18 protein-coding genes are annotated in these 21,241 nt (G+C 36.6%); 4 read left to right on the top strand and 14 right to left on the bottom strand.

The genetic code is table 11. The features are described from left to right. The 7 genes from CLOCL_RS04870 to CLOCL_RS04840 form a co-directional block, all read right to left on the bottom strand. Positions 1-1,665 (bottom strand): putative ABC transporter permease subunit, encoded by a 1,665-nt coding sequence (locus CLOCL_RS04870; protein ID WP_014254298.1) that lies wholly within the window; start codon positions 1,663-1,665, stop codon positions 1-3. Continuing rightward, positions 1,655-2,383, bottom strand: coding sequence for an ABC transporter ATP-binding protein (locus CLOCL_RS04865; RefSeq protein WP_014254297.1), 729 nt, complete (start codon positions 2,381-2,383; stop codon positions 1,655-1,657). Before CLOCL_RS04865 ends, CLOCL_RS04870 begins: the two co-directional genes overlap by 11 nt. A 153-nt stretch (positions 2,384-2,536) precedes the next feature. Then, positions 2,537-4,885, bottom strand: a complete 2,349-nt coding sequence (locus tag CLOCL_RS04860) for a stalk domain-containing protein (protein ID WP_014254296.1) — start codon at positions 4,883-4,885, stop codon at positions 2,537-2,539. Between the two features lie 53 nt (positions 4,886-4,938). Continuing rightward, entirely contained in the window at positions 4,939-5,784 is an 846-nt protein-coding gene (locus CLOCL_RS04855) for a metal ABC transporter permease (protein WP_014254295.1), read from the bottom strand. After that, positions 5,781-6,581: a metal ABC transporter ATP-binding protein gene (locus tag CLOCL_RS04850; protein ID WP_014254294.1), complete on the bottom strand. Its 801-nt coding sequence runs from the start codon at positions 6,579-6,581 to the stop codon at positions 5,781-5,783. Before CLOCL_RS04850 ends, CLOCL_RS04855 begins: the two co-directional genes overlap by 4 nt. After that, positions 6,578-7,549: a metal ABC transporter substrate-binding protein gene (locus CLOCL_RS04845; protein ID WP_014254293.1), complete on the bottom strand. Its 972-nt coding sequence runs from the start codon at positions 7,547-7,549 to the stop codon at positions 6,578-6,580. Before CLOCL_RS04845 ends, CLOCL_RS04850 begins: the two co-directional genes overlap by 4 nt. Before the next feature lie 380 nt (positions 7,550-7,929). Next, positions 7,930-8,829 (bottom strand): stalk domain-containing protein, encoded by a 900-nt coding sequence (locus tag CLOCL_RS04840; protein ID WP_014254292.1) that lies wholly within the window; start codon positions 8,827-8,829, stop codon positions 7,930-7,932. 362 nt (positions 8,830-9,191) lie between these two features. Between CLOCL_RS04840 and trpB the strand changes: the two genes are divergently transcribed. The 4 genes from trpB to CLOCL_RS04820 all read left to right on the top strand — a co-directional run bounded on the left by trpB (position 9,192) and on the right by CLOCL_RS04820 (position 13,395). Further along, entirely contained in the window at positions 9,192-10,382 is a 1,191-nt protein-coding gene (gene trpB / locus CLOCL_RS04835) for a tryptophan synthase subunit beta (RefSeq protein WP_014254291.1), read from the top strand. A gap of 231 nt (positions 10,383-10,613) precedes the next feature. Next, positions 10,614-11,594, top strand: a complete 981-nt coding sequence (locus tag CLOCL_RS04830; protein WP_014254290.1) for a hypothetical protein — start codon at positions 10,614-10,616, stop codon at positions 11,592-11,594. Then, positions 11,588-12,343 (top strand): protein-glutamine gamma-glutamyltransferase, encoded by a 756-nt coding sequence (locus CLOCL_RS04825; protein WP_014254289.1) that lies wholly within the window; start codon positions 11,588-11,590, stop codon positions 12,341-12,343. The genes CLOCL_RS04830 and CLOCL_RS04825 overlap by 7 nt, the downstream gene beginning before the upstream one ends. Before the next feature lie 152 nt (positions 12,344-12,495). Continuing rightward, on the top strand, positions 12,496-13,395 hold the full coding sequence (locus CLOCL_RS04820) for a DUF4118 domain-containing protein (protein ID WP_117406012.1): 900 nt from the start codon (positions 12,496-12,498) through the stop codon (positions 13,393-13,395). Positions 13,396-13,473: 78 nt separating this feature from the next. Here the strand turns inward: CLOCL_RS04820 and CLOCL_RS04815 are convergent, their stop codons facing one another. The 7 genes from CLOCL_RS04815 to CLOCL_RS04785 form a co-directional block, all read right to left on the bottom strand. Beyond that, positions 13,474-15,276, bottom strand: coding sequence for a phosphoenolpyruvate carboxykinase (GTP) (locus CLOCL_RS04815; RefSeq protein ID WP_014254287.1), 1,803 nt, complete (start codon positions 15,274-15,276; stop codon positions 13,474-13,476). A gap of 472 nt (positions 15,277-15,748) precedes the next feature. Further along, positions 15,749-17,191 (bottom strand): nicotinate phosphoribosyltransferase, encoded by a 1,443-nt coding sequence (locus CLOCL_RS04810; protein WP_014254286.1) that lies wholly within the window; start codon positions 17,189-17,191, stop codon positions 15,749-15,751. Positions 17,192-17,244: 53 nt separating this feature from the next. Further along, positions 17,245-17,919, bottom strand: coding sequence for a cysteine hydrolase family protein (locus CLOCL_RS04805; RefSeq protein WP_014254285.1), 675 nt, complete (start codon positions 17,917-17,919; stop codon positions 17,245-17,247). A 24-nt stretch (positions 17,920-17,943) separates the two neighbouring features. Next, positions 17,944-18,858: an NUDIX hydrolase gene (locus tag CLOCL_RS04800; protein ID WP_014254284.1), complete on the bottom strand. Its 915-nt coding sequence runs from the start codon at positions 18,856-18,858 to the stop codon at positions 17,944-17,946. An 84-nt stretch (positions 18,859-18,942) separates the two neighbouring features. Then, positions 18,943-19,917 (bottom strand): hydrogenase expression/formation protein HypE, encoded by a 975-nt coding sequence (gene hypE, locus CLOCL_RS04795; protein WP_041715453.1) that lies wholly within the window; start codon positions 19,915-19,917, stop codon positions 18,943-18,945. A 48-nt stretch (positions 19,918-19,965) separates the two neighbouring features. After that, complete coding sequence (hypD, locus tag CLOCL_RS04790; RefSeq protein ID WP_014254282.1) at positions 19,966-21,015, bottom strand: hydrogenase formation protein HypD; 1,050 nt, start codon at positions 21,013-21,015, stop codon at positions 19,966-19,968. Then, positions 21,015-21,230, bottom strand: a complete 216-nt coding sequence (locus CLOCL_RS04785; protein WP_014254281.1) for a HypC/HybG/HupF family hydrogenase formation chaperone — start codon at positions 21,228-21,230, stop codon at positions 21,015-21,017. Before CLOCL_RS04785 ends, hypD begins: the two co-directional genes overlap by 1 nt. Positions 21,231-21,241 lie beyond the last annotated feature (11 nt).

Raw genomic sequence — 21,241 nt, 5'->3', positions numbered from 1 at the left:
TTATACCTCTATATCGCCAAATAACTTTACCCCCATTGTAGATATAACTTTGTACAACACTAAATCAGCAATTCCAAAAACAAGGAAAATTATACCACAAGTTGAAACAGCATTAAAACTATATGTTATGGAGGCCCAAATTAATGCTCCTCCGAAAATTAATGCCAGAAACATGTTAAAAACAGGATTGAGATTCTGTTTTACAGCCCTTTGCTCATTATCCCAATTGAGTTTAGGATGGAACAAATCAATCAATACTCCTGTAAAAGAAGTAAACACTATGCCAAACAGACTTATAACGGCTATCATAAATATCAGGTGCACAGGTATGCTTAAAAATACTGCTGCACTTATAAGAGCAATAACTACTCCAATAAAAGATATTATCACTCCGGAAAGTACTTTGGCCATTATCTGAGTTTTATAGGAAACCGGTAAAAATTTATTTACATAGAAATTTTGTCCTTCTCTTGAGATAGAAGTTGGAGTTATGGAATTAAAAGTTGAAATTATAATTGCTGCAGCAAATCCTATTGTCACAATAATGCCTTCGAAAGCACCGCTACGCATTAGCACTCTGATGCTATCCAATTCAGCACCATTCTGCGGTTGAGTAATAAACGGTAAAACCATAAGTACGGGCAAAATAAAATTTATAAGAACACAGTTCATAAAATAAATGGGTGTTCGAAAAAGAAGTTTCAACTCCTTTATTGTATAAGCTTTTAATACCGACTGACGTATGCTGACCCTGCTTAAATCATCACTGGTGACCTTCTTTCTTTTTGCAGCATTTTCAGAAATACCGATTACACCTCTAAAATACCACATCTCACCTATATACAAAAATATAATAAAACTCACCGCATTAATTAAAATAAAAATCAGAAGATTTATAAGTCCTGAAATATCTGAGTTGTTAACAATACTAAGTGCTGCAAATTTTGCACCGGGGAAGATTCTTGATACAAGCTCAACCAAGGAATTTTGCCCCCTGATGAACATCTCCTGGACCTCTGAAGGATCCACCGTTTTCGATGCGAGACGCTGTATTGCAATATTAAAACTAACAGCAGTGAACATCGCTATTATACCGCTAACCATTTTGAAACGATCTCGGTTTTTAGCTATTGAGGTAAATCTCATTATAGCCATAACAATAATCGAGGCCATGGACAATGGTACAACAGGCACAAGGATAAAAATCAATAAAGCATATATATAGTACATAAATGTTGCTCCGCTTTTATAGCTATATACAATGAGCAACGGCAGCAATATAAAAATTTCTGTAATATATTCATATATTACCGTAACAATAAATTTTGATCCGATAATTGCTGAAGGTTTCAGAGGAAGCGGCAAAAGGTTTTCCACGTCATCAGCAAAGTAAAATACATTAATTACATAAAATATTCCAAAGAAAAGTATAGTAAAAGAAGTAAAGGCAATTCCCAAACTTAGAATTACACCTTCCTGGTTTATGGCTTTTAAAGAATCATACATGCTTGAAACAAAGTAAAATATGCCTGTGAAATAAGGTACAATGCACAAAGCTATCAATAAGGCAAAAATAATCTGCCTAACTTTCTTTTTTCCGGTTGCTTTAAAGCCAAAGCCATTCTTTAACAGAGTTTTTGTAAGAATAAAAAGCTTATTGTCCATTTTCCGTCAACTCCAAAAACATTTTTTCAAGGGACTGATTAGTCTTAAAGTGTTCTCTCATTTCATCAAGCCTTCCTGCAAAAAGAATTTTACCCTTATTTATAATGGCTACTTTGTCACACAATTTTTCAGCCACTTCAAGTATATGGGTTGAAAAAAACACTGTATTCCCTTTGGATGCATGTTCTCTCATCATTTCTTTCAAAACAAAGGAGGATTTAGGGTCAAGCCCCGTCATAGGCTCATCTAAAATCCAAACAGGAGGATTGTGTATCAGTACACCCATAATGACAATTTTCTGTCTCATACCATGGGAATAACTCTTTATATAATCACCTAAAGCACCGGACATTTCAAATCTTTCAGCAAGACTTTCAATCCTCTGCTTTCTGTCGCTGTCGCTAACTTCATACACATCTGCCATGAAATTTAAGTATTCAATTCCCTTCAGCCTTAAAAATATATTCGGATCATCGGGAACAAAACCGAATTGTTTTTTCGCATCTGTCGGATTTTCATTTATATCTATCCCATTAATTTTGATACTTCCACTGTCAGGCTTCAAAATACCTGTTATCATTTTTATTGTCGTAGTTTTACCGGCACCATTAGGTCCTAAAAAACCGAATATTTCACCGTCCTGTATTGTAATGCTGATATCGTCAACAGCCTTCAAAGTTCCGCTATAGGTCTTGGTTATATTTTTAAGTTCAATCATACAGCCTAACTCCTCTTGTCAGTATTTTTAATAAAATAATAATCCATTTATTGTATAATGTAAACATTATTAGGTATTACTGTGTATCATTGGCACTCATTACACTTGATGTACTTGCCAAAATCACCCATCGTATGTTTTTTTTCAAAATCATCAGCCAACTATATTATTTTCAGTTCCGTCAATTCTTACCCTGTAAACTTTGGATTGGTCACTGTTATTGTGATAGTACATCCAATCGCCGTAAATTTCTATTATAGTACTGTCGGAATTGTTTAATCTGGTTCTGCCTGTTCCGTCCGTTCTTATCTTGAACAAACTATTTCTTTCATTTTCATTGATATAATAAATCCAATCATCAACCACTCTTTCAAAAGGAGTATAATAATAGGTCAAATATCCGGAATCCAAGGAAAAGGAAAAACCTGACGGGGTGTCAAAACCGATTCTATCACTTTCTCCTGTAGCTTTATTCACCCTGTAAAGTTTGCCTCCTGAATCCCAATTATAAGCTTTATATATTATATAATCTTGCGTCAAATATAATGCTGATACTATACTGTTATTTGTAATAATTTCGGATCCGGATTGGGTCAATCGGTTTATACGGTCATCCTCATCAATAAAGTATACATATCTCCCATCGGATTTAAGATATTTCGCCCATCCGTCATATACTTTCTTTTCTTCGGTACCGTCGGTTTTTATCCTATAAATAGCTTTTGCATCACCGTTTAAAATATGAATGTAATAAATAAAACCATCGCATAAAACTATCCTTTCAGCCTTATTGGATGTAAGATTTGAAGTGGTAAAGTTTTCGGTATCCAGATTTATAATGTTATTTTCTTCATCTATATAATATGCCGTATTTCCGTCAATAATCCGATCACCAGTCAGTTCACATACCCTTGTAAAATGCTCACTATCATTATTGCATGCAGGATAAATACTTCTGTCCCATCTATGGTCAAAGGAAATTTGTCTATCGGATATGTTGAAATATTTGTGCGTTATTGAATCCTTTTCGACTTTTCGTCCATCTTTGTCTATATTGTCAAAAGTAACATCCAGGTGATAGTATTTTCCGTCAATCTTTACAATATTCCATGCGTGTCCATACCATCCGTTTTCACCATAGGATTCTCCATAAACAAGCTCACTTTCTATACCAACCATGTCCAACAGAATTTGCATTGTTCTGGCAAAACCGTCACACACGGCAACCCTGTTAACCAAAACTCCATAAGGTAGATGGGCTTCTTCAGGTACTGTGTTTGAAATATAGTTTTCATAATCATAATTGGTATGTACCACCAAATAGTCATGGAGTGCCAGTTCCTTTTCCAAATCGGACATTCCGGGTTTTACAACCTTTTCGACTATTTCTTGCGCTTTTTTCATCATATCCTCATACTTTTTATAAAGTTCCTCATTAAGTGCTGATTGCTTATTATAATACTCTATATACACTTCTTCCAAATGGTTCAGCGCCTTGAGAGGGGTTATATCCAACACAGGATTAGCGTAAATATCTAAATGCTTCAGATTTTTCAAGTTCTTCAACACAGTCAGATCGGTAATTTGATTATCGCCAAGAAATAAGGTTTTAAGATTTAAAAGTGACGACAGAGGTGTTATATCTTTTATGTAATTTCCGCCTAAATACAATTCCTCCAAATCAGTCAAATTAGCTAAAGGTGTCAAATCCTTTAAAAGATTGGTATGTATATAAATTACCCGAAGATTTTTCAATGAAGAAAGGGGAGTAATATCGGTTATTCTATTTTCGTTAAGGCTTAATACTTTCAGTTCCTTTAGGCTACCCAATAAACTTATATCGCTTATATTATTTTTTTCCAGATAAATATGTGTAACATTTTTCATATATTGTATACCTTCAATATTGGATATACCCGCTTCTCTTCCTTCCAACACTTTTATGCCTTTTAAATCGCTGGTAAACAGTTCTCCTGTATACTTTTTTATATTTCTCCTGATTACCTTTTCAAAGTTACTGTCGGGAATTTGTATTACATCCTGGGTCAATATTTCCACTTTGCGCAGTCTCGCATCCCAAGTTACCTTTGCACCCAAACTCTCAGAAATAAACCTTACAGGAACCAGAGTTCTCCCGGACACTATAATTGCAGGAACGTCCAGTTCAACTTTTTTTCCATTCAAAGTGGCAATTTTACTGTCAACCGCAAGGCTCACAACAGTATTTTTCCGGTAGCCGGTTACTGTCCTGGTTACTCCATCCCATTCCACTTGCGCATCCAGAGCCTCAAAAATAGCTCTCAAAGGAACCATTGTCCTTCCTTCTATTATTTGCGGCGGAACATCAAATTTTAATTCATCCCAATCAACTGTAACCGTAATACTGTTAGGTGTTTGTGCTGCAGCCTGGACTTCCATACAGCTTTGAGAATATCCAAACACCAGCATTGCTAAAACAAATATCCTAAAAAACAAAAGCTTCGAGCAATATCGCAATTTCACAATAATCACCCTCGACGAAAAATTGGAATATAAACACACCTTTAAATTAAATATTATCCGACTTTATTCTTAAGCGCAAGCGTTAGGAAATATATACCTGCTGAAATAAGTACTATAGTTGCTCCTGTAGTAGAATTCCAATAATAAGACAGGATAAGACCGGATATACCTGAAAAAAGAGCAAAGAGCACTGATAACAAATGGTACTGTCTTACATTAAAGCTAACATTTCTTGCAGCTGCTGCAGGAAGTACCAATAAAGAATTTATCAAAAGCAGCCCAACCCATTGGATTCCCACAGTAACAATTACAGCAATAGCTGATGTAAAAATGGTTTCAACAACAACGGTATTAATTCCCCTACTTCTTGCTAAGGACTGATTTACGCTGATTAGAAGCATTTTATTAAACAACAGCAACCACAATAAAAGTACTCCAACAAAGGCAATCAGCAGCAGATTCAAATCCGAGGGTGTTATGCTCAGTAAATCGCCATAAAGATAGTTGGAATACTTGTTTATATTTTTTCCTCCAACCGATAAAAGAAGCAGTCCTGTGGATATGGCTATGGAGGAAAATACGCCTATTATGGTATCCGTCGAGGTTTTGCTCTTATTCTTAACAACAGTTATTAAAATAGAAAAGGCAATGGAAAAAGCTATCGCACCATGAATGGGACTAAAAATTCCCATTATGCTTCCTACAGCCACTCCGGTAAATGCACCATGTCCTAAAGCATCAGAAAAGAATGCCATTTTGTTATTCACTATCATTGTACCCAGTATTCCAAAAACAGCTGAAACCAAGAGTACTGCAAGCAGTGCATTTTTCATAAACTCAAGTTCTGCCCATTGAAAAGGCAAGATAGCATCTATAAGAGAGTACAAAAAATTTATCATTGATTGCTATCCCCCCTGTTTTTATCGGAATAATCTTTAAACCATGACATTCCGAAAGTCTCTAACAGCATTTCATTTTTTGACATTTCTAAAGGTGAGCCGCTGGCCAATACCGTACCTTTTATCAATACTACCCTGTCGGCATATCTTAGAACAAAATCAAGATCATGGGAAACCAAAATTATGGAAAGGTCATAGTTTTCCTTAAGTTCTATCAAAGTATTGTAAAACATCTCCAGACCGTTTTGGTCAATCCCGGATACCGGCTCATCCAAAAGCAAAAGATGCGGAACAGGTTCTAATGCAAGGGCAAGCAGCACTCTCTGAAGTTCGCCTCCCGACAGAGCACCTAAGCGACGGTCTATCAAGTGTTCCGCTTTAACTTTAGCCAGGCTTTCCTCCACTTTCTTTCTTATTCCCTTTGGCTTATACAACCATGAAGGTGTTTTTACAAGACACGACATAAACAAATCAAATACACTTATAGGAGAGCCGGTATCAAAGCTCAAATGCTGTGGAACATAACCTATCAAAGGTTTATCGTGTTTTTCTCCTTTTGCATCCATAAATTTAAGCTCTCCGGTATGTTTTACCTCTCCCAGAATAGACTTTAGGAGAGTACTCTTCCCTGCACCATTTGGTCCAATTAGAGCCGTAAGCTCTCCGCAGTGTATATGGAGATTAACATCTTTCAAAACCTGCGTTTTCCCGAAAGTTACTCCAAAATTCTCAATCTTTGTACAGCATAAACCGTGGCAACTATTCTGACAGCATGCAGTATGTTTTTCTCTCATCATTTCAACGCCTCTAACAATACATCCAAATTTTTATCCATTGCTTTTATATATGCATCCAAATCCGGTTCCTCAGGACCGGTTACTACCGGATCCAATTCATATACTTTAATTCCTGTTTCCTTCGAAACAGTCTGTACTATATTTGTTACATTCTGCGGGTCTGTAAAAAGAGCCTTTACATTGGATTCTTTTATCTTTTTTATCTTACCGGCCAATTCCCCAGCACTAGGTGAACTTCCCTCCTCGGTCTCAATTATCTCAATTACATTTAGATCAAACTCTTTTGCAAAGTATGGAAAGGCTTCATGAAAGGTAACAATATTTCTGTTCTCAATACCTTTTAGAGCATTGAGCATTTTTTCCCTTTGAGCCTCCAGCTTTTTAACGTACTCTTCGGTATTTTTTCGATACTTTTCGGCATTATCAGGATCCGCAGCTGCTAACTGTTCACCTATATTTTTGACTTCAGCTATTGCTCCTGTTATACTTACCCATACATGGGCGTTTACACTGTGCTCATGGTCTTTTTGTTCACTATCCTCCTCATGTTCGTCCTCTTCAATGTCCCCGCTTTCATGGGAACTTTCGCCATTCAGAAGTTCAAGGCCTTTGCTTGCTTCAATTATTTTTAACTGAGGCCTTTCTTTTATAATTTTTTCAATAAAACTCTCCAGTCCGGCTCCATTAATAACCATAATATCTGCCTGTTCAACCTTTTTCATATCGGATGGGGTCATCTGGTAATCATGAAGACATCCTGTTTTCGGTTCAGCCATATTTATTACTTTTACCCCATTAACATCCTTCGTAATATTTTTTGTAAAAATATACATAGGATAAAAGGATGTTACTATGGTAATTCCGTTTTCTTCTGTGTCAACATTTGAATTCTTTGAGTAAGTCTTCCCACAGGAAGTCAAAATCAGTATTGCTGCCAATAATATCGGTAAAATCCTAATTAATTTCATAATATATCCTCCACTTAAATTATGCAAATGCAAATCATTCGCATTTATATATTATACACAAAATCAGATAAATTTACACCCCTTAAGTCTGCAGTTTGTTTCCTGGTAAATCCTCTGAATCATAACTTTTTTAAATTATTTCAAATTAGAATAAAACATTAAAACAAAGATATAAAATGGAAGTTTTGAAAAAACGAAAAAAGCCTGTCTTAAAATTAATTTTGCAATTAATTGTTAAGACAGGCTTTTTTTTGAAGTTTGTCGTATTATTAATATACTTTATTTTTGTGTCTTTTTTGTGAAGATTTTGTGTATTTTTTCTGAAGTTTTATGTATTCTTATTTTGCTTCTTATTTCACTTTATTTTATATCTTATATCTTTACTTTTTGCAATAGAAGTATTCTCCGTCTATTCTTTTATAGAGAACTACATTATTACTTTTAAATGGAACATTATTAAAATACAAACATTCCCCAACATTGTTTATTCCGTGCAAAGCCATCTTAGCAGCAATAATACAATCCCTCGAAGGTACCAGTTCCTTAAACCCAGGCTTATGAGCCGGCGGAAATTGTCCTTTAGCAAAAATTACATCATATATTGTATTTGGAAAACCCGGACTCTTTACTCTATTTAATACAACATTGGCAACAGCAACCTTGCCGTTAATGGATAATCCTTTTACTTCTACATGTACTATACGGGCAAGCCATATCAAATCTTCATCGGTATACCATCTATCCTCAATTAATTCCTTCGGAACAGCAATGTCATCTTTATATATAAGCACCGAATAGGTAAGATCGCTCCATATTACATTGCAATCAAGATTTTCAGAAACAAACCTTATCGGTATCATTGTACGTCCATTTACTATTTCCGGCGCAGCATCCATTTGCTTTTCTTCACCGTAAGCAATTAACTCATTACTTCCAATCGTCAACTGTATTGATTTCTTTTCATCTGCATAAACAGCTTCAGTAACTGTTTCATTCAATTCTTCAGCTTCAATATCTTCCTTTTTACTAATTATAACTTTGTTTTGCTCAGCGTTCCAATCCACTTTTGCCCCTAAAGCTTCAGCAACAAAACGTATTGGAACATATACCCTTCCGCTCTTTATATAGGGTTGGGTATCCATTTTGATGCACTGGTCATTTACTTTAACAGTCACAAATATCTGTTCTTTCAAATCACTAGCCTCACAATAAAATACCGAACCAAGACATGCTGTAAGCACCAAAACACAAAAAACAATCTTTCCAATTAACCTACTCATCAAAACCTCCTTATAATCTTTTTTATTAATTTTAATGCCTGCTCAATATTGTCCATGTGACAGCAACATAAAATATTTTATCATAAAATAATAAATTTTGGGAGCAGTATTTCCCAAACTAAAATCCGACATTAATTCCATAAATTCCTTTCACAAAAAAGTAGAAATAATCACTTTACTGTTCAACTTATATCTTTAATAAAATTAAAATTTAGAGTATAATTATTTTAAAGAGTTTTTTGGCCTATATGTTCTCGGAAAAAATTTCTAAATATATTATTCTTCTAAGTTTTTTTCGGGAAAAGGATATGCTATTTGGGCCTATATAGGCTTTATATTTTAGATGAGAGGAGAAGAGTGGGATGAGTTTACCAGATAGCAAAGGTTTTTTTGGTGATTACGGAGGACGGTTTGTACCCGAAAAACTGGAAAAGGTTTTGGACGAAGTAAAAGAAGCATTCTATCAGTATAAGGATGACCCTGAATTTATAAAGGAACTTGATTACTATTTCAAATACTTTGTCGGCAGACCGAATCCCCTATATTTTGCCAAAAGACTTACAGAAGAAATCGGCGGTGCAAAAATCTATTTAAAGCGAGAAGACTTAAACCACATGGGTGCGCATAAAATTAACAATACCCTTGGACAAGCTCTCCTTGCAAAACGTCTTGGCAAAAAGAGAATAATTGCTGAGACCGGTGCCGGACAGCACGGTGTAGCTACCGCAACCGCTTGTGCTTTATTCAATATGGAATGTATCATATACATGGGTGAAGAGGACACCAGAAGACAGGCATTGAACGTGTTCAGAATGGAACTTTTAGGTGCAAAAGTTGTTCCTGTCAAAACAGGTACTCGTACACTTAAAGATGCAGTTGATGAGGCTTTGAATGATTTGGTCGAGAACTATGAAAATACCTTCTATATGTTAGGTTCTGCAGTAGGTCCGGATCCATATCCTGAAATAGTCAAGCATTTCCAATCGGTCATAGGTCGGGAAACCAAACAGCAAATCTTAGAGCTTGAAGGCAGATTGCCCGATTACCTCATTGCCTGTGTAGGCGGAGGAAGTAATGCTATTGGAATGTTTGCACCATTTTATGATGATAAGGACGTTAAAATGATTGGTGTGGAACCTGCCGGTAAAGGTCTTGACACACCCGATCATGCAGCGACATTAACTGCGGGAACTCCCGGTATCATTCACGGATTTAAATGTTACTTATTGCAAGATGACAAGGGAGAACCGCTTCCGGTTTACTCAATAGCCGCTGGACTCGACTACCCCGGTGTAGGTCCTGAACATTCATTCTACAAAGACAGTGGAAGAGCTCAATATGTCACTGTTACAGATAAGGAAGCAATTGATGCCTTTTTAAAACTTTCAAAAGTAGAAGCTATCATCCCTGCAATTGAAAGCTCCCATGCCGTATCTTATGGTATAAAGCTTGCAGGTACTCTTGATAAGGATAAAATTGTAGTTATCTGTCTTTCAGGTCGCGGAGATAAAGACGTTGCAGAAATTGCAAGAATATTAGGTGAAAATAAATAGAATGTAAATGGAATTAAAAAAATCATGCCTTGTAATAGATATGTATCTATTGCAAGGCATTTTCTCTTTTCTTTTTTATGCAAAAAGCTTTCCCATGGATTTTTCCTTTCTTTGAAGCCGTACCTTTTCAAAAAGCTTCACTCATCATAATAAAATTCCAAATCATGTTCCGTTTAAACCTTAAAGTGCATATTAATATTAATAGTATAACTTTAAGATTTGAGGTTAAATATGGTCGATATATCCACATTAAGCACTTTAGACAAGATGCGACTTGACAGAGGAAACAGAAATCTGTCTTACTATTTTCATAAACTGCTTGTCAGAAACCCATCAAAAGCTTTAAATTTAATAAATGAAGACAACCTTAGTTTTCCGACATTGTACATACTTTCGCCTCAAATTAGCAAACCATCCTTATCCAGATACTTAAACTCAAGAAACAAAAAAGTTCTAGACGTAGTAAAAAGTATTCGTTCCAAAAGTTTTTCCCGTTTCAGTGAGTTAACTAAAAACATCGATGTCGCCGAAACACTCAAATGGATACTTCAAACCGGTAAAGATGATACCATGTCAAGAGGAGAGTATACGGATATACTGGATTCCTGCGCAATAATACTTGTCAGAGAATACAAGGACTATTCAATACTCCCGGTAATAAAAGAAATTATTTACAATCGTTATAAACAAGGCTTATTTATCCATGACATGGTCTGGGCATTTTTCGAATGCCGTGATCCCAACTGTATATTAATGTTGGCAGAAAGTTTCAATTCAGAAGACGAGAAAGAAGTTGAGTTGACTAAAGAACTTCTCAAATTTATTCCTGTAATTAAAAACAGCAGTCTGCCAAAAGAATTGCTATACAGAAATGTACGCTATTGGCTAAAAGAAAATCTTCCGTTTATATATTATACCGGTGAAAGTTTTCAGCAGATGCCCGACCCATCGCCATTTGAAGTCTCCTTAGGTGCCAAGTACCTTTTTAAAAATGTTTCCAGAGATGGTACAATTGAAGGTAATTTGTCCGAAGATGAAAAACGTCAACTGAATATATTCAATACTTTAGATATAAACAGCCAAATACTGCTTTCCAATTACTCCTTTATATTACACAACCAAAATGTTTATTCGTGGAACAGCTGGATTCGCTATCCCATAACTGAACAACTTAAAATATCAGCTGCCAAGTTAGGAGGTTCAATATGCTGACTATATCCGGCAATGTTGTTGATGTTGATACCGTCATACCCGACATCGGCAATGATGAAATCAAATTGAAGATTATAAACATAATGAATAAAAGCAGTTATAATTACAGATTTTCCTCAGCCCAGGAACTATATTTTATTCTTGATATGAGGAAAAATATTATAAACGCTTCCAAGAAGCTGTTTAGAAGTCGATTACGTTTCAAAACCTTTAAAAACTCGGAATGCAATGAGTATTATTGGAGGCGAACCCCAGAAGGCGGTTTTTTATTAAAAAGCAATGTGCAGCCATCCAAAGCCATTAACGACATTTATAACAATGGTTGGTTATATGGTACTGAATGTGCTACTGCAATTGTCATAGTCTATTATAAAGCTGTGTTGGATACTTTCGGTACCGAACTGTTCAACCGCATATTCAATGATATCTACCTGATGGATTGGCAAAATCTCAGTGGAAAACTTAGAGTGAGTACCAACCGAAAACCACCGGATATTTTTCCTGGCGATTGCAGATATTTTAAAAATCCCGATGTAGATCCGTTAACTCCTGAATGGCAGGGTGAGAATGCTATTGATTTGGGAAATAATTATTACTATGGCCATGGAGTGGGAATAACTTCAGCCGAAAACATAATATATGCATTAAACAATCACAGAAAGCCTGGTTCAAATGTATCGGCTTACTTGCTGGAGTCATCTACCAATCCCGACTATAGAAGCTTATATAAGCTATATAACAATAATTAATTACATAATAAACTTTCAATTTTTCAACAATAGAATTCAATTTATAACAAATATAACTTTTTATCAATTATTATAGATATTCATATATACACCCAACAAAAATTATGGTAAAATATAAGATGTTTACCAAACTTTGTGAGGTAATGCATACAATGAAAAAGATGGTCATCGGTGGTACTTATGTATATAGTGGAAAAGGCTTTTCTTATTCCACTGTAAAAAAAATAAGAGATGGTGGAATAATTGATCTTGGATATTCATCTTGGGAAAACGATCAGCAGTGGATCGAAGTCCTTGAAGATAATTTTTTTATTGGTTTCATCAACAGCAAGACCAAACTTATAGACCTTGATAACTACTGCTTCGTAATGGAGGACAACTTATTATGCTATGAGAAACCCGATTTCAGTTCCGAAATCAAAATATGTCTAAAAAGGTATGACAAGGTCTATTTGGTTTCCAAAATATACAATAAAGGCCGCTTATGGCTGAAAATATACGATAAGCATGGATTCCGCTGTTACATTGACGCAAATTCATATATTTGTCCGAACAAATTCACTCCCTATACAGCAACACTGGGCGAGAATACTTTTATGTACATTGCACCTCCTGGAAAAGGTGTAATTAAAACTATTCACTTAAAAAAAAGAAATCGCATATACGTTAGAGGATTAGTTCCGAGCTTAAGTTCAAACTCTTTAATTAACAACAATAGAATTAGATATATCGCACAAAGCGATTCTTTAGACAATCCTGCTCTCTCCAAAGATGTATGGATGGAAATCTATGCTCGCGGGCTAATCGGTTACATACCTGCTTTTACAAAAACAAAGGACTTGCTGTACATAAAGCAATTACCCTATGAGCATTTCAGACAACACTCCATTTTCAATGCTTATAGCCATCAAAACAAGCTTTCATTATCGGGGCTGATATCCATAGTCTTAGGAGTAATTTTGTTTTTTATATTTCCCTATTTTTCTATTTTCGCCTTTTATCTTTGGACTTTAGGAATATGTCTTTTTATACTTAAATATTTCTGTTCATAACTATTTTTTCTTTTGCCTGTATAAATAAACAAACCGGATGACAAATCAAAACTGTCATCCGGTTTATATTGTAAAATCTTAGTTGCTTTCTTTCAAACGTTGTTCTAATGCATCCAACTGAGCTATCAATGCTTTAGGAACTTTTTCTCCATAGCTAGCATAATGTTCTCTTATGGATTGAACTTCCTTCAACCATTCGTCTTTGTTGACTTTGAGAAGTTCAGCCATAGTTTCTTCACTAATATCAAGTCCTGTTGTATCAATAGCATCAGGTGTAGGCATATAACCGATAGGAGTCTTAACAGCTTTTCCTTCTCCTGATACTCTTTCGAATATCCACTTGAGAACACGGCTGTTTTCACCGTAACCTGGCCATAAGAATTTACCGTCTTTGTCTTTACGGAACCAGTTTACATAGAAGATCTTCGGCAACTTGCCTTCTTCGGACTTAGCACCTACATCCAACCAGTGCTGCAAGTAGTCACCAACATTGTATCCGATGAATGGCAACATAGCAAATGGGTCACGACGTACTTTACCAATATTGTCGGATATAGCAGCAGCTGTTATTTCTGAACCCATGATGGATCCCATGAATACACCATGCTCCCAGCTGAAGCTTTCATGTACCAAAGGAATAGTAGTTGGACGACGTCCTCCTACAAGGATTGCTGAAATTGGCACACCATTTGGATCTTCCCATTCAGGTGCAATTGAAGGACACTGACTTGCAGGAGCTGTAAAACGAGCATTTGGATGTGCTGCAGGAGCTTCAGCACCCGGTGCCCAATCATTACCTTTCCAGTCAATGAGATGTGAAGGAGCATCGTATCCGATACCTTCCCACCAAACATCGCCATCATCAGTTAATGCAACGTTAGTGAATATTGTATTCTTTTCTATAGTCTTCATAGCATTCGGGTTTGAACTCATGGATGTACCAGGAGCAACACCGAAGAATCCTGCTTCAGGATTTATAGCATACAAACGGCCGTCTTTACCGTATTTCATCCATGCTATATCATCACCTATAGTTTCAACTTTCCATCCCGGAATAGTTGGTACAAGCATAGCAAGATTTGTCTTACCGCATGCACTTGGGAATGCACCGGCGATATATTTTACCTCGCCTTTTGGATTTGTGATACGAAGGATGAGCATATGTTCAGCAAGCCAACCTTCTTCACGAGCTATAACAGAAGCTATACGAAGTGCAAAACACTTTTTACCCAAAAGAGCATTTCCACCGTAACCGGAACCATAAGACCAAATTGTCTTTTCTTCTGGGAAGTGGCTTATATATTTCTTTTCTATTGGTGCACAAGGCCATTTTTTATCTTTTTCTCCTTCAGCTAAAGGTGCACCTACTGAGTGTAAGCATGGAACGAATTCTCCATCATCACCTAATGCTTCAAGAACTTTACTGCCTATACGAGTCATTATACGCATGTTAACTACAACGTATGGGCTGTCTGTCAATTCAACACCAATCTTTGAAATAGGTGAACCTATCGGTCCCATTGAGAAAGGTATAACATACATTGTTCTACCCTTCATGCAACCTTTGTAGAGCTCCTTCATTGTAGCTTTCAATTCAACAGGGTCAATCCAGTTGTTTGTTGGACCTGCATCTTCCTGTTTTTTGGAAGCTATGAATGTTCTGTCTTCAACACGTGCAACGTCAGTAGCGTCACTGCGGAAAAGATAACAACCAGGACGTTTTTCAGGATTAAGCGGAGTAGCCATTCCTGCGTCCACCATTTCTTTCAGAAGACGCTGATTTTCTTCTTCTGAACCGTCGCACCAGTAAATGTTGTCAGGCTGACACATTTCAGCCATTTCTTTTACCCAAGCCAATAATTTTTGATTGTTCGTGTTCATTTGAATTCTCCCTTCAAATAGTTGTTAATATGCTATTTATTAATGTAAATATACTATTGCTAAGTTGCAATATCCAAGTTGCAATATTAGAAATAGAATAACCGAAATTCTAAACTCCGGCAGCATATAGGAAAAGATTGTGAACTAGTTAATTTTTTCACTATCCAAAATACTACCATAAAAATATTTAAATTTCAACAAGTGTTTTGTGTTTTTCCTGCATATTTTTATTACCACAGAAATAATCCCCTATACTTCTAATTAACTGTCAAGTCCTAGTATTAGCAGATATATAGCTTTGATATAAATATAAATTTAATATAACTGGCATGAAAGTCATAACTCTGTAATATTCATTTTTTCATTACGCTGAATTTTTAAAACAATTTCATTTCGTGCTATTTTAATGAAGTTATTCCAAATCAAACAAGTTTAATTCAACTTTTTCAGTTCATCTTTAAGACCTTGTATTCTATTTAACCGAATACCGCTTCAGCAGCTGCTGTTTCATTTCCCACAAATCCGTTGACAAATCGACATAGTATACGTGTGGATTTTCAAACCTTTTAACCTCGTCCCACAGGTTATCTATCTGTTCACTGCAATAGTCTCTGATTTCCTTAAGTTTTGGACTTTTATAAACACATGCACCTTTATCGAAAATTTTCACCTGAAGCCTTTTGGCATAGAAATCAGTTACCGTCTTTCTCTTCCAGGTATGCTCAGGGTCAAATATTTCATAGGGCTTGCTATCGTCAATAACCTCATCTCGGATAGTCAAAACATCGGCAATAGCCTTTCCTGTCTTTCTGTCAAAAAGTCTCCAAAGCTCCTTGAAGCCAGGATTGGTTATTTTCGCCACATTTTCACTGATCTTTATTTTGGGAATAATCTTTCCGTCTTCTTCAATAGCCACAAGCTTGTATACTCCGCCAAAAACAGGCTCGGACTTCGAAGTTATAAGTCTCTCACCTACGCCGAACAAATCGACTTTTGCACCCTGAATAAGAATATCACGTATAATATATTCATCCAGAGAGTTGGATGCCACAATTTTACAATCAGGAAATCCTGCTTCATCCAGCATTTTCCTTGCTTCCTTCGACAGATATGTAATATCACCGCTGTCTATCCTTATTCCCTTTGGTCTGAAACCTTTGGGTACTATTACCTCATTGAACACTTTTATGGCATTTGGGACTCCCGATTTAAGCACATTGTAAGTATCCACAAGCAGTGTACAATTGTCGGGATAAGCTTCGGCATATGCTCTGAAGGCATCCAGTTCTGAAGGAAACATTTGAATCCAGCTGTGAGCCATAGTACCCAATGCCGGAATTTCAAAATCTCTATCGGCAATGGCACAAGCAGTACCGATACATCCTCCAATATATGCTGCTCTTGCTCCATAAATCGCACCTTCATAGCCTTGGGCTCTTCTTGTTCCGAACTCCATAACACCTCTGCCTTGAGCAGCTCTTACAATCCTGTTGGCTTTTGTCGCAATAAGACTTTGGTGATTAATAGTCAAAAGAACCATAGTTTCAATAAACTGAGCCTGTATAACAGGACCCCTGACAGTTACCACCGGCTCATTCGGAAATATAGGCGTTCCTTCGGGTACAGCCCAGACATCACAGCTAAACTTAAAGTCTCTTAAATACTCTAAAAATTCCTCACAGAATATATTTTTACTTCTCAAATACTCTATATCTTTATCATCAAACTTAAGGTTTTCCAAATATTCAATGAGCTGTTCAACACCTGCCATTATGGCAAAACCGCCGCCATCGGGCACCTTCCTGAAGAACATGTCAAAATAGGCAATTTTGTCTTTAAATCCATTTTTTAAATACCCATTTGCCATGGTCAATTCATAAAAGTCAGTTAACATAGTGAAGTTTATTTTTTCCATTCTAATACATCTCCTATATTTTTTAATTGCAGTCAAACTTCAAAAATAAATCCTTATACTTCAATCTCTCTAACTACTTCCACTCCATTAATTATCATATTGTATAATGCCATAACATTCACCAGGTCTCCGTTATGAACTCCCAAATCATAGGTATCAACAGCATTCATAGGAACTATTACCCTATAGTTTTTGTTTTGCATATTGAACCAGGTCTTTAATGTTATTGCAAACTGCTGAACACATATATCTGTGCAATCCCCCGTAACAATAAAGTTGGTTATCTGCGGATTATCGGCAAGCCATTTTTTAAACTCTTCTTCATGAAAACCATTGGTTGAATTTTTTTCAATCAGTTTATAGCCTCCAACCTCTTTGATTTCATCCACCACATCGGCTTCGCTTGTTCCTGACATGCAGTGTTTAGGATATGCACCAAATTCCGGTGATGCTTCAGTGTGACAATCGGCAAAGGCAATTTTTTGAATTCCCAGCTCATCACACTTTTTCGACAATTTAACTATTTCAGGAATCAGTTCTTCGACTCTGTCGCTTTTCAGTGCTCCTTCGCGGGCAAAACCGTTTATCATATCCACTATAACCAGAGCTGTTCTATCTCCTTTCAAATCTGCCAGCTTAATACCTTTAAGCCCTTCCAGCATATCCAGCATTTCTTTTATAGTTTCCATGCTTCTTTTCATGAATTGTTCCCTGTTGACAATTTTCATACTTATCTTCCCCTTTCATAATTGTTATGCCTCAATCAAATTCTGCCAGTTCGGATTAAACCTGAATAACTTTGAGGGCCTGTGTCCTGAATCTTTTGTATATTCATTGGTCTCTATAACCATGCCGGAAATCTTTCTTCGGAAATTTGCCTTTAAAAGCTCAGTATCAAGAATAATCTCATACACCTGCTGAAGTTCGGTCAGCGTAAACAGCTCAGGCATTAAGTTAAAAGCTATGTCAGTGTACTCAATCTTGTTTCGAAGCCTTTCAATTCCATATTGAATTATCTTGGCATGGTCAAAAGCTATTCCGTGGGATTCAACAATTTCCCTTTCTACTGTGGTTATCCTGTTTTCCACCGTCTTCACCACTTTTACAATGGCCGAAAGGTTATCTTCCTCATTGCTAAGCTTCAACTCAAAAAGCCTTTGTAAAATATATCCACCCTGAGTAACGGTTTTTTGCTCCTGATACAATTTGCAGGATACAGTAAACCATTTTGCATCATCAGCATCGTCATTGGCTTTAATGTTTAAGGTTTCACTATCCACCAAGGACATATAAGAAGTACTTATTACCCTTGTTCTTGGGTCTCTCCCAACATCTCCCCATGTATAAAGCTGTTCCATATATATATTGTCAATGTTGGTTTCCTCTTTCAATTCTCTGCGTGCAGCTTCCTCCAGACTTTCGTTTATATTCACAAATCCACCGGGAAGAGCCCATTGCCCTATATACGGATGATCTCCCCTTTTGATCATAAGCAGCTTTAGTGCTTTTTCAGGAAGCTTTCTGTAACTTTTCCTCTCTTCGTTGGTTACCGTAAAAATCAGCATATCTACAGTAACCGATGGTCTCTCGTATTTGCCGGCATCATAGTTTTTTAAAAATTCCTCTTCGGTAAGTCCCTGTTTATTCCTAAGTTTGTTGTCAGCCATATTCTACCTCGCATTTTTATTATCATTTTGTTATTATCATTATAATACTATGTAATATTTTGTCAATAATTTTTTGAATATTAATTAGCAAATTCTTGGAAGCCCCTCTCCCTGAAGAACATTTAAAATTCTTTTTCCTCCAATTCTTGTTGTAACAGTAACCGCTACATTTTCACGTTCTGAAACTTCAGCAATAATAGCAGCTTTTTCACCGAATCTGCTGTTTTTTATAATACTTAAAGCCTTCTCTGCATCTTCCCGGGAAACAAAGCAAACAATTTTTCCCTCATTGGCCATATAAAGAGGATCAAGTCCTAAAATATCGCAAAAACTTTTCACTTCAGGATCCACAGGAATACTGCCTTCCTTCAAATTTATTGTGGTATTGGAACTTTCCGCTATTTCATTCAGCACAGTGGCTAAACCACCCCTTGTAACGTCCCTCATGGCTTTTATCTCTATATTTGCTTTTATCAGGTTCTGCACCATTTCACCCAGATAAGCACAGTCGCTTGATATTGTATTTTTTATATTCATTCGATGGGATAAAATGCAGGCATGGTGATTGCCTAAAGAACCGCTTACAATTACTGCATCGCCGGGCTTTACGTTTGATGTGTGGAAAGGTTTATGATTAATTAAACCTATACCTGAAGTATTAATATATATTCCACCGCTTCCTTCAATAACTTTTGTATCTCCGGCTACAATCTTTACACCGCTTTCTTCTGCCGTTAAAGCCATTGACTTTATAATCTCTTCCAAATCTCTTATATCCATACCCTCTTCAAGGATAAATCCCACCGAAAGATATTTAGGCTCTGCCCCCATGACAAGCAAATCGTTAAGAGTGCCGCATACCGCCAGTTTACCTATATCACCGCCTTGAAAAAAAATTGGAGTGACAACAAAGGAATCGGTAGTATAAGCAATTTTGCCGGAAGGAATGTCCAATACGGCAGCATCCTCCATTTTGTCCAAAACGTCATTTTGAAAATATTTATGAAACAAATCCTGTATAAGCTTTCTGGTAGCACTTCCACCGCTGCCATGTGCCATAGTAATCTTTTGACTGTTTCCCAAAATTCTCACCCTATCTTTTTTAGTTTATCCATACATACTGTAGTAAATACCGCAGGTTCCTTCCTGGGATACCATACACGGTCCCACCGGGTTTGCCGGAGTACATCCTTTCCCAAACAGTGTACACTCATAAGGTTCTATTTTTCCTGTAATAACTTCTCCACACCGGCATCCTTTAGACTTATTGGAAATTTCCTCTTCTCTTACAGGAATTTCAATTCTGTAATGTCTATAATTTTCACGGACAGTATAACCCGAACAGTCAATAATTCCTATTCCCCTCCAATAGGAAGAAGAAAGCTCAAAATACTTCCCTATAATTTCCATAGCCTTTTCATTTCCCTTATCGGATACAATACTTTTATACAGGTTATGAACTTCATACCTGCCATTAGCAATCTGCATAACCAGGTCATATATGGCCACCAAAATGTGCTCTGCTTCAAAGCCGGCTACAGTAAAAGGTTTACGGTATTTTTCAGCCAGATGACGATAAACTGAAGCCCCCGTAACTGAGGTCACATGGCCCGGTGCAATAAACCCGTCAATATCCGATTCATTCTCGCACAGCCAGTCCAAGGCAGGACCGATGGATTTCAGACTGGTCAAAAGCTTAACATTTGAAATTTTAAGCTCAATCAAATTATCCAACAAAAGGGCATAGGCCGGAATAGTGGTTTCAAAGCCCACAGCTGCCAGTACGAAATTTTTCTCCGGATTATTTATAGCCTTTTCCGCTGCCTCCATCGGAGAATAGATAATTTCCACACTGCCGCCTAGAGCTTTGGCTTCCGATAGGGACATTTCATTTCCCGGAACTCTTAACAGGTCGCCAAAAGATAAAACTGTGTAATCTTTGCTAAGTGCAAAATTCACAGCTTCATCAATATAACGGGATCCCGTTACGCATACCGGACATCCCGGTCCCGATACAAGTTTTATGTTTTTTGACAGCAATGACCTTATGCCGCTCTTTACAATAGTTGAGGTATGAGTGCCGCACACTTCCATAAGCTTTATTTCAGGTCCCGAATAATCCAATAAAAAGCTTTTTATCTCTTCCAGATTTATCATTACAGAACGTCCTCCAAATCAGCAAAAAGATTGGAAAGTTCCTCTGCCAATTCCCTTTTGACTACTTCCACTGCATATCCGGCATGCACAAGTACATAACTTCCAACTTCCACATCAACCAGACTTACATTTACCTCTACAATATTACCGTTAAAATCCACCTTACCCATTTTGCCATTCAGTTCTATTACTTTTCCCGGAACAGCAACACACATATTTTTTCACA

Source organism: Acetivibrio clariflavus DSM 19732, assembly GCF_000237085.1.
In the GTDB taxonomy this organism is placed as follows: Bacteria; Bacillota; Clostridia; order Acetivibrionales; family Acetivibrionaceae; genus Acetivibrio; species Acetivibrio clariflavus.
This window is presented reverse-complemented; position numbering and strand designations above follow the sequence as displayed.

Excerpts from the sequence above, each read along its gene's own strand:
- CLOCL_RS04870 (WP_014254298.1), bottom strand. The coding sequence starts at position 1,665 with ATGGACAATAAGCTTTTTATTCTTACAAAAACTCTGTTAAAGAATGGC.
- CLOCL_RS04865 (WP_014254297.1), bottom strand. The coding sequence starts at position 2,383 with ATGATTGAACTTAAAAATATAACCAAGACCTATAGCGGAACTTTGAAG.
- CLOCL_RS04855 (WP_014254295.1), bottom strand. The coding sequence starts at position 5,784 with ATGATAAATTTTTTGTACTCTCTTATAGATGCTATCTTGCCTTTTCAA.
- CLOCL_RS04850 (WP_014254294.1), bottom strand. The coding sequence starts at position 6,581 with ATGATGAGAGAAAAACATACTGCATGCTGTCAGAATAGTTGCCACGGT.
- CLOCL_RS04845 (WP_014254293.1), bottom strand. The coding sequence starts at position 7,549 with ATGAAATTAATTAGGATTTTACCGATATTATTGGCAGCAATACTGATT.
- CLOCL_RS04840 (WP_014254292.1), bottom strand. The coding sequence starts at position 8,829 with ATGAGTAGGTTAATTGGAAAGATTGTTTTTTGTGTTTTGGTGCTTACA.
- trpB (WP_014254291.1), top strand. The coding sequence starts at position 9,192 with ATGAGTTTACCAGATAGCAAAGGTTTTTTTGGTGATTACGGAGGACGG.
- CLOCL_RS04830 (WP_014254290.1), top strand. The coding sequence starts at position 10,614 with ATGGTCGATATATCCACATTAAGCACTTTAGACAAGATGCGACTTGAC.
- CLOCL_RS04825 (WP_014254289.1), top strand. The coding sequence starts at position 11,588 with ATGCTGACTATATCCGGCAATGTTGTTGATGTTGATACCGTCATACCC.
- CLOCL_RS04820 (WP_117406012.1), top strand. The coding sequence starts at position 12,496 with ATGAAAAAGATGGTCATCGGTGGTACTTATGTATATAGTGGAAAAGGC.
- CLOCL_RS04815 (WP_014254287.1), bottom strand. The coding sequence starts at position 15,276 with ATGAACACGAACAATCAAAAATTATTGGCTTGGGTAAAAGAAATGGCT.
- CLOCL_RS04810 (WP_014254286.1), bottom strand. The coding sequence starts at position 17,191 with ATGGAAAAAATAAACTTCACTATGTTAACTGACTTTTATGAATTGACC.
- CLOCL_RS04805 (WP_014254285.1), bottom strand. The coding sequence starts at position 17,919 with ATGAAAATTGTCAACAGGGAACAATTCATGAAAAGAAGCATGGAAACT.
- CLOCL_RS04800 (WP_014254284.1), bottom strand. The coding sequence starts at position 18,858 with ATGGCTGACAACAAACTTAGGAATAAACAGGGACTTACCGAAGAGGAA.
- hypE (WP_041715453.1), bottom strand. The coding sequence starts at position 19,917 with ATGGCACATGGCAGCGGTGGAAGTGCTACCAGAAAGCTTATACAGGAT.
- hypD (WP_014254282.1), bottom strand. The coding sequence starts at position 21,015 with ATGATAAATCTGGAAGAGATAAAAAGCTTTTTATTGGATTATTCGGGA.
- CLOCL_RS04785 (WP_014254281.1), bottom strand. The coding sequence starts at position 21,230 with ATGTGTGTTGCTGTTCCGGGAAAAGTAATAGAACTGAATGGCAAAATG.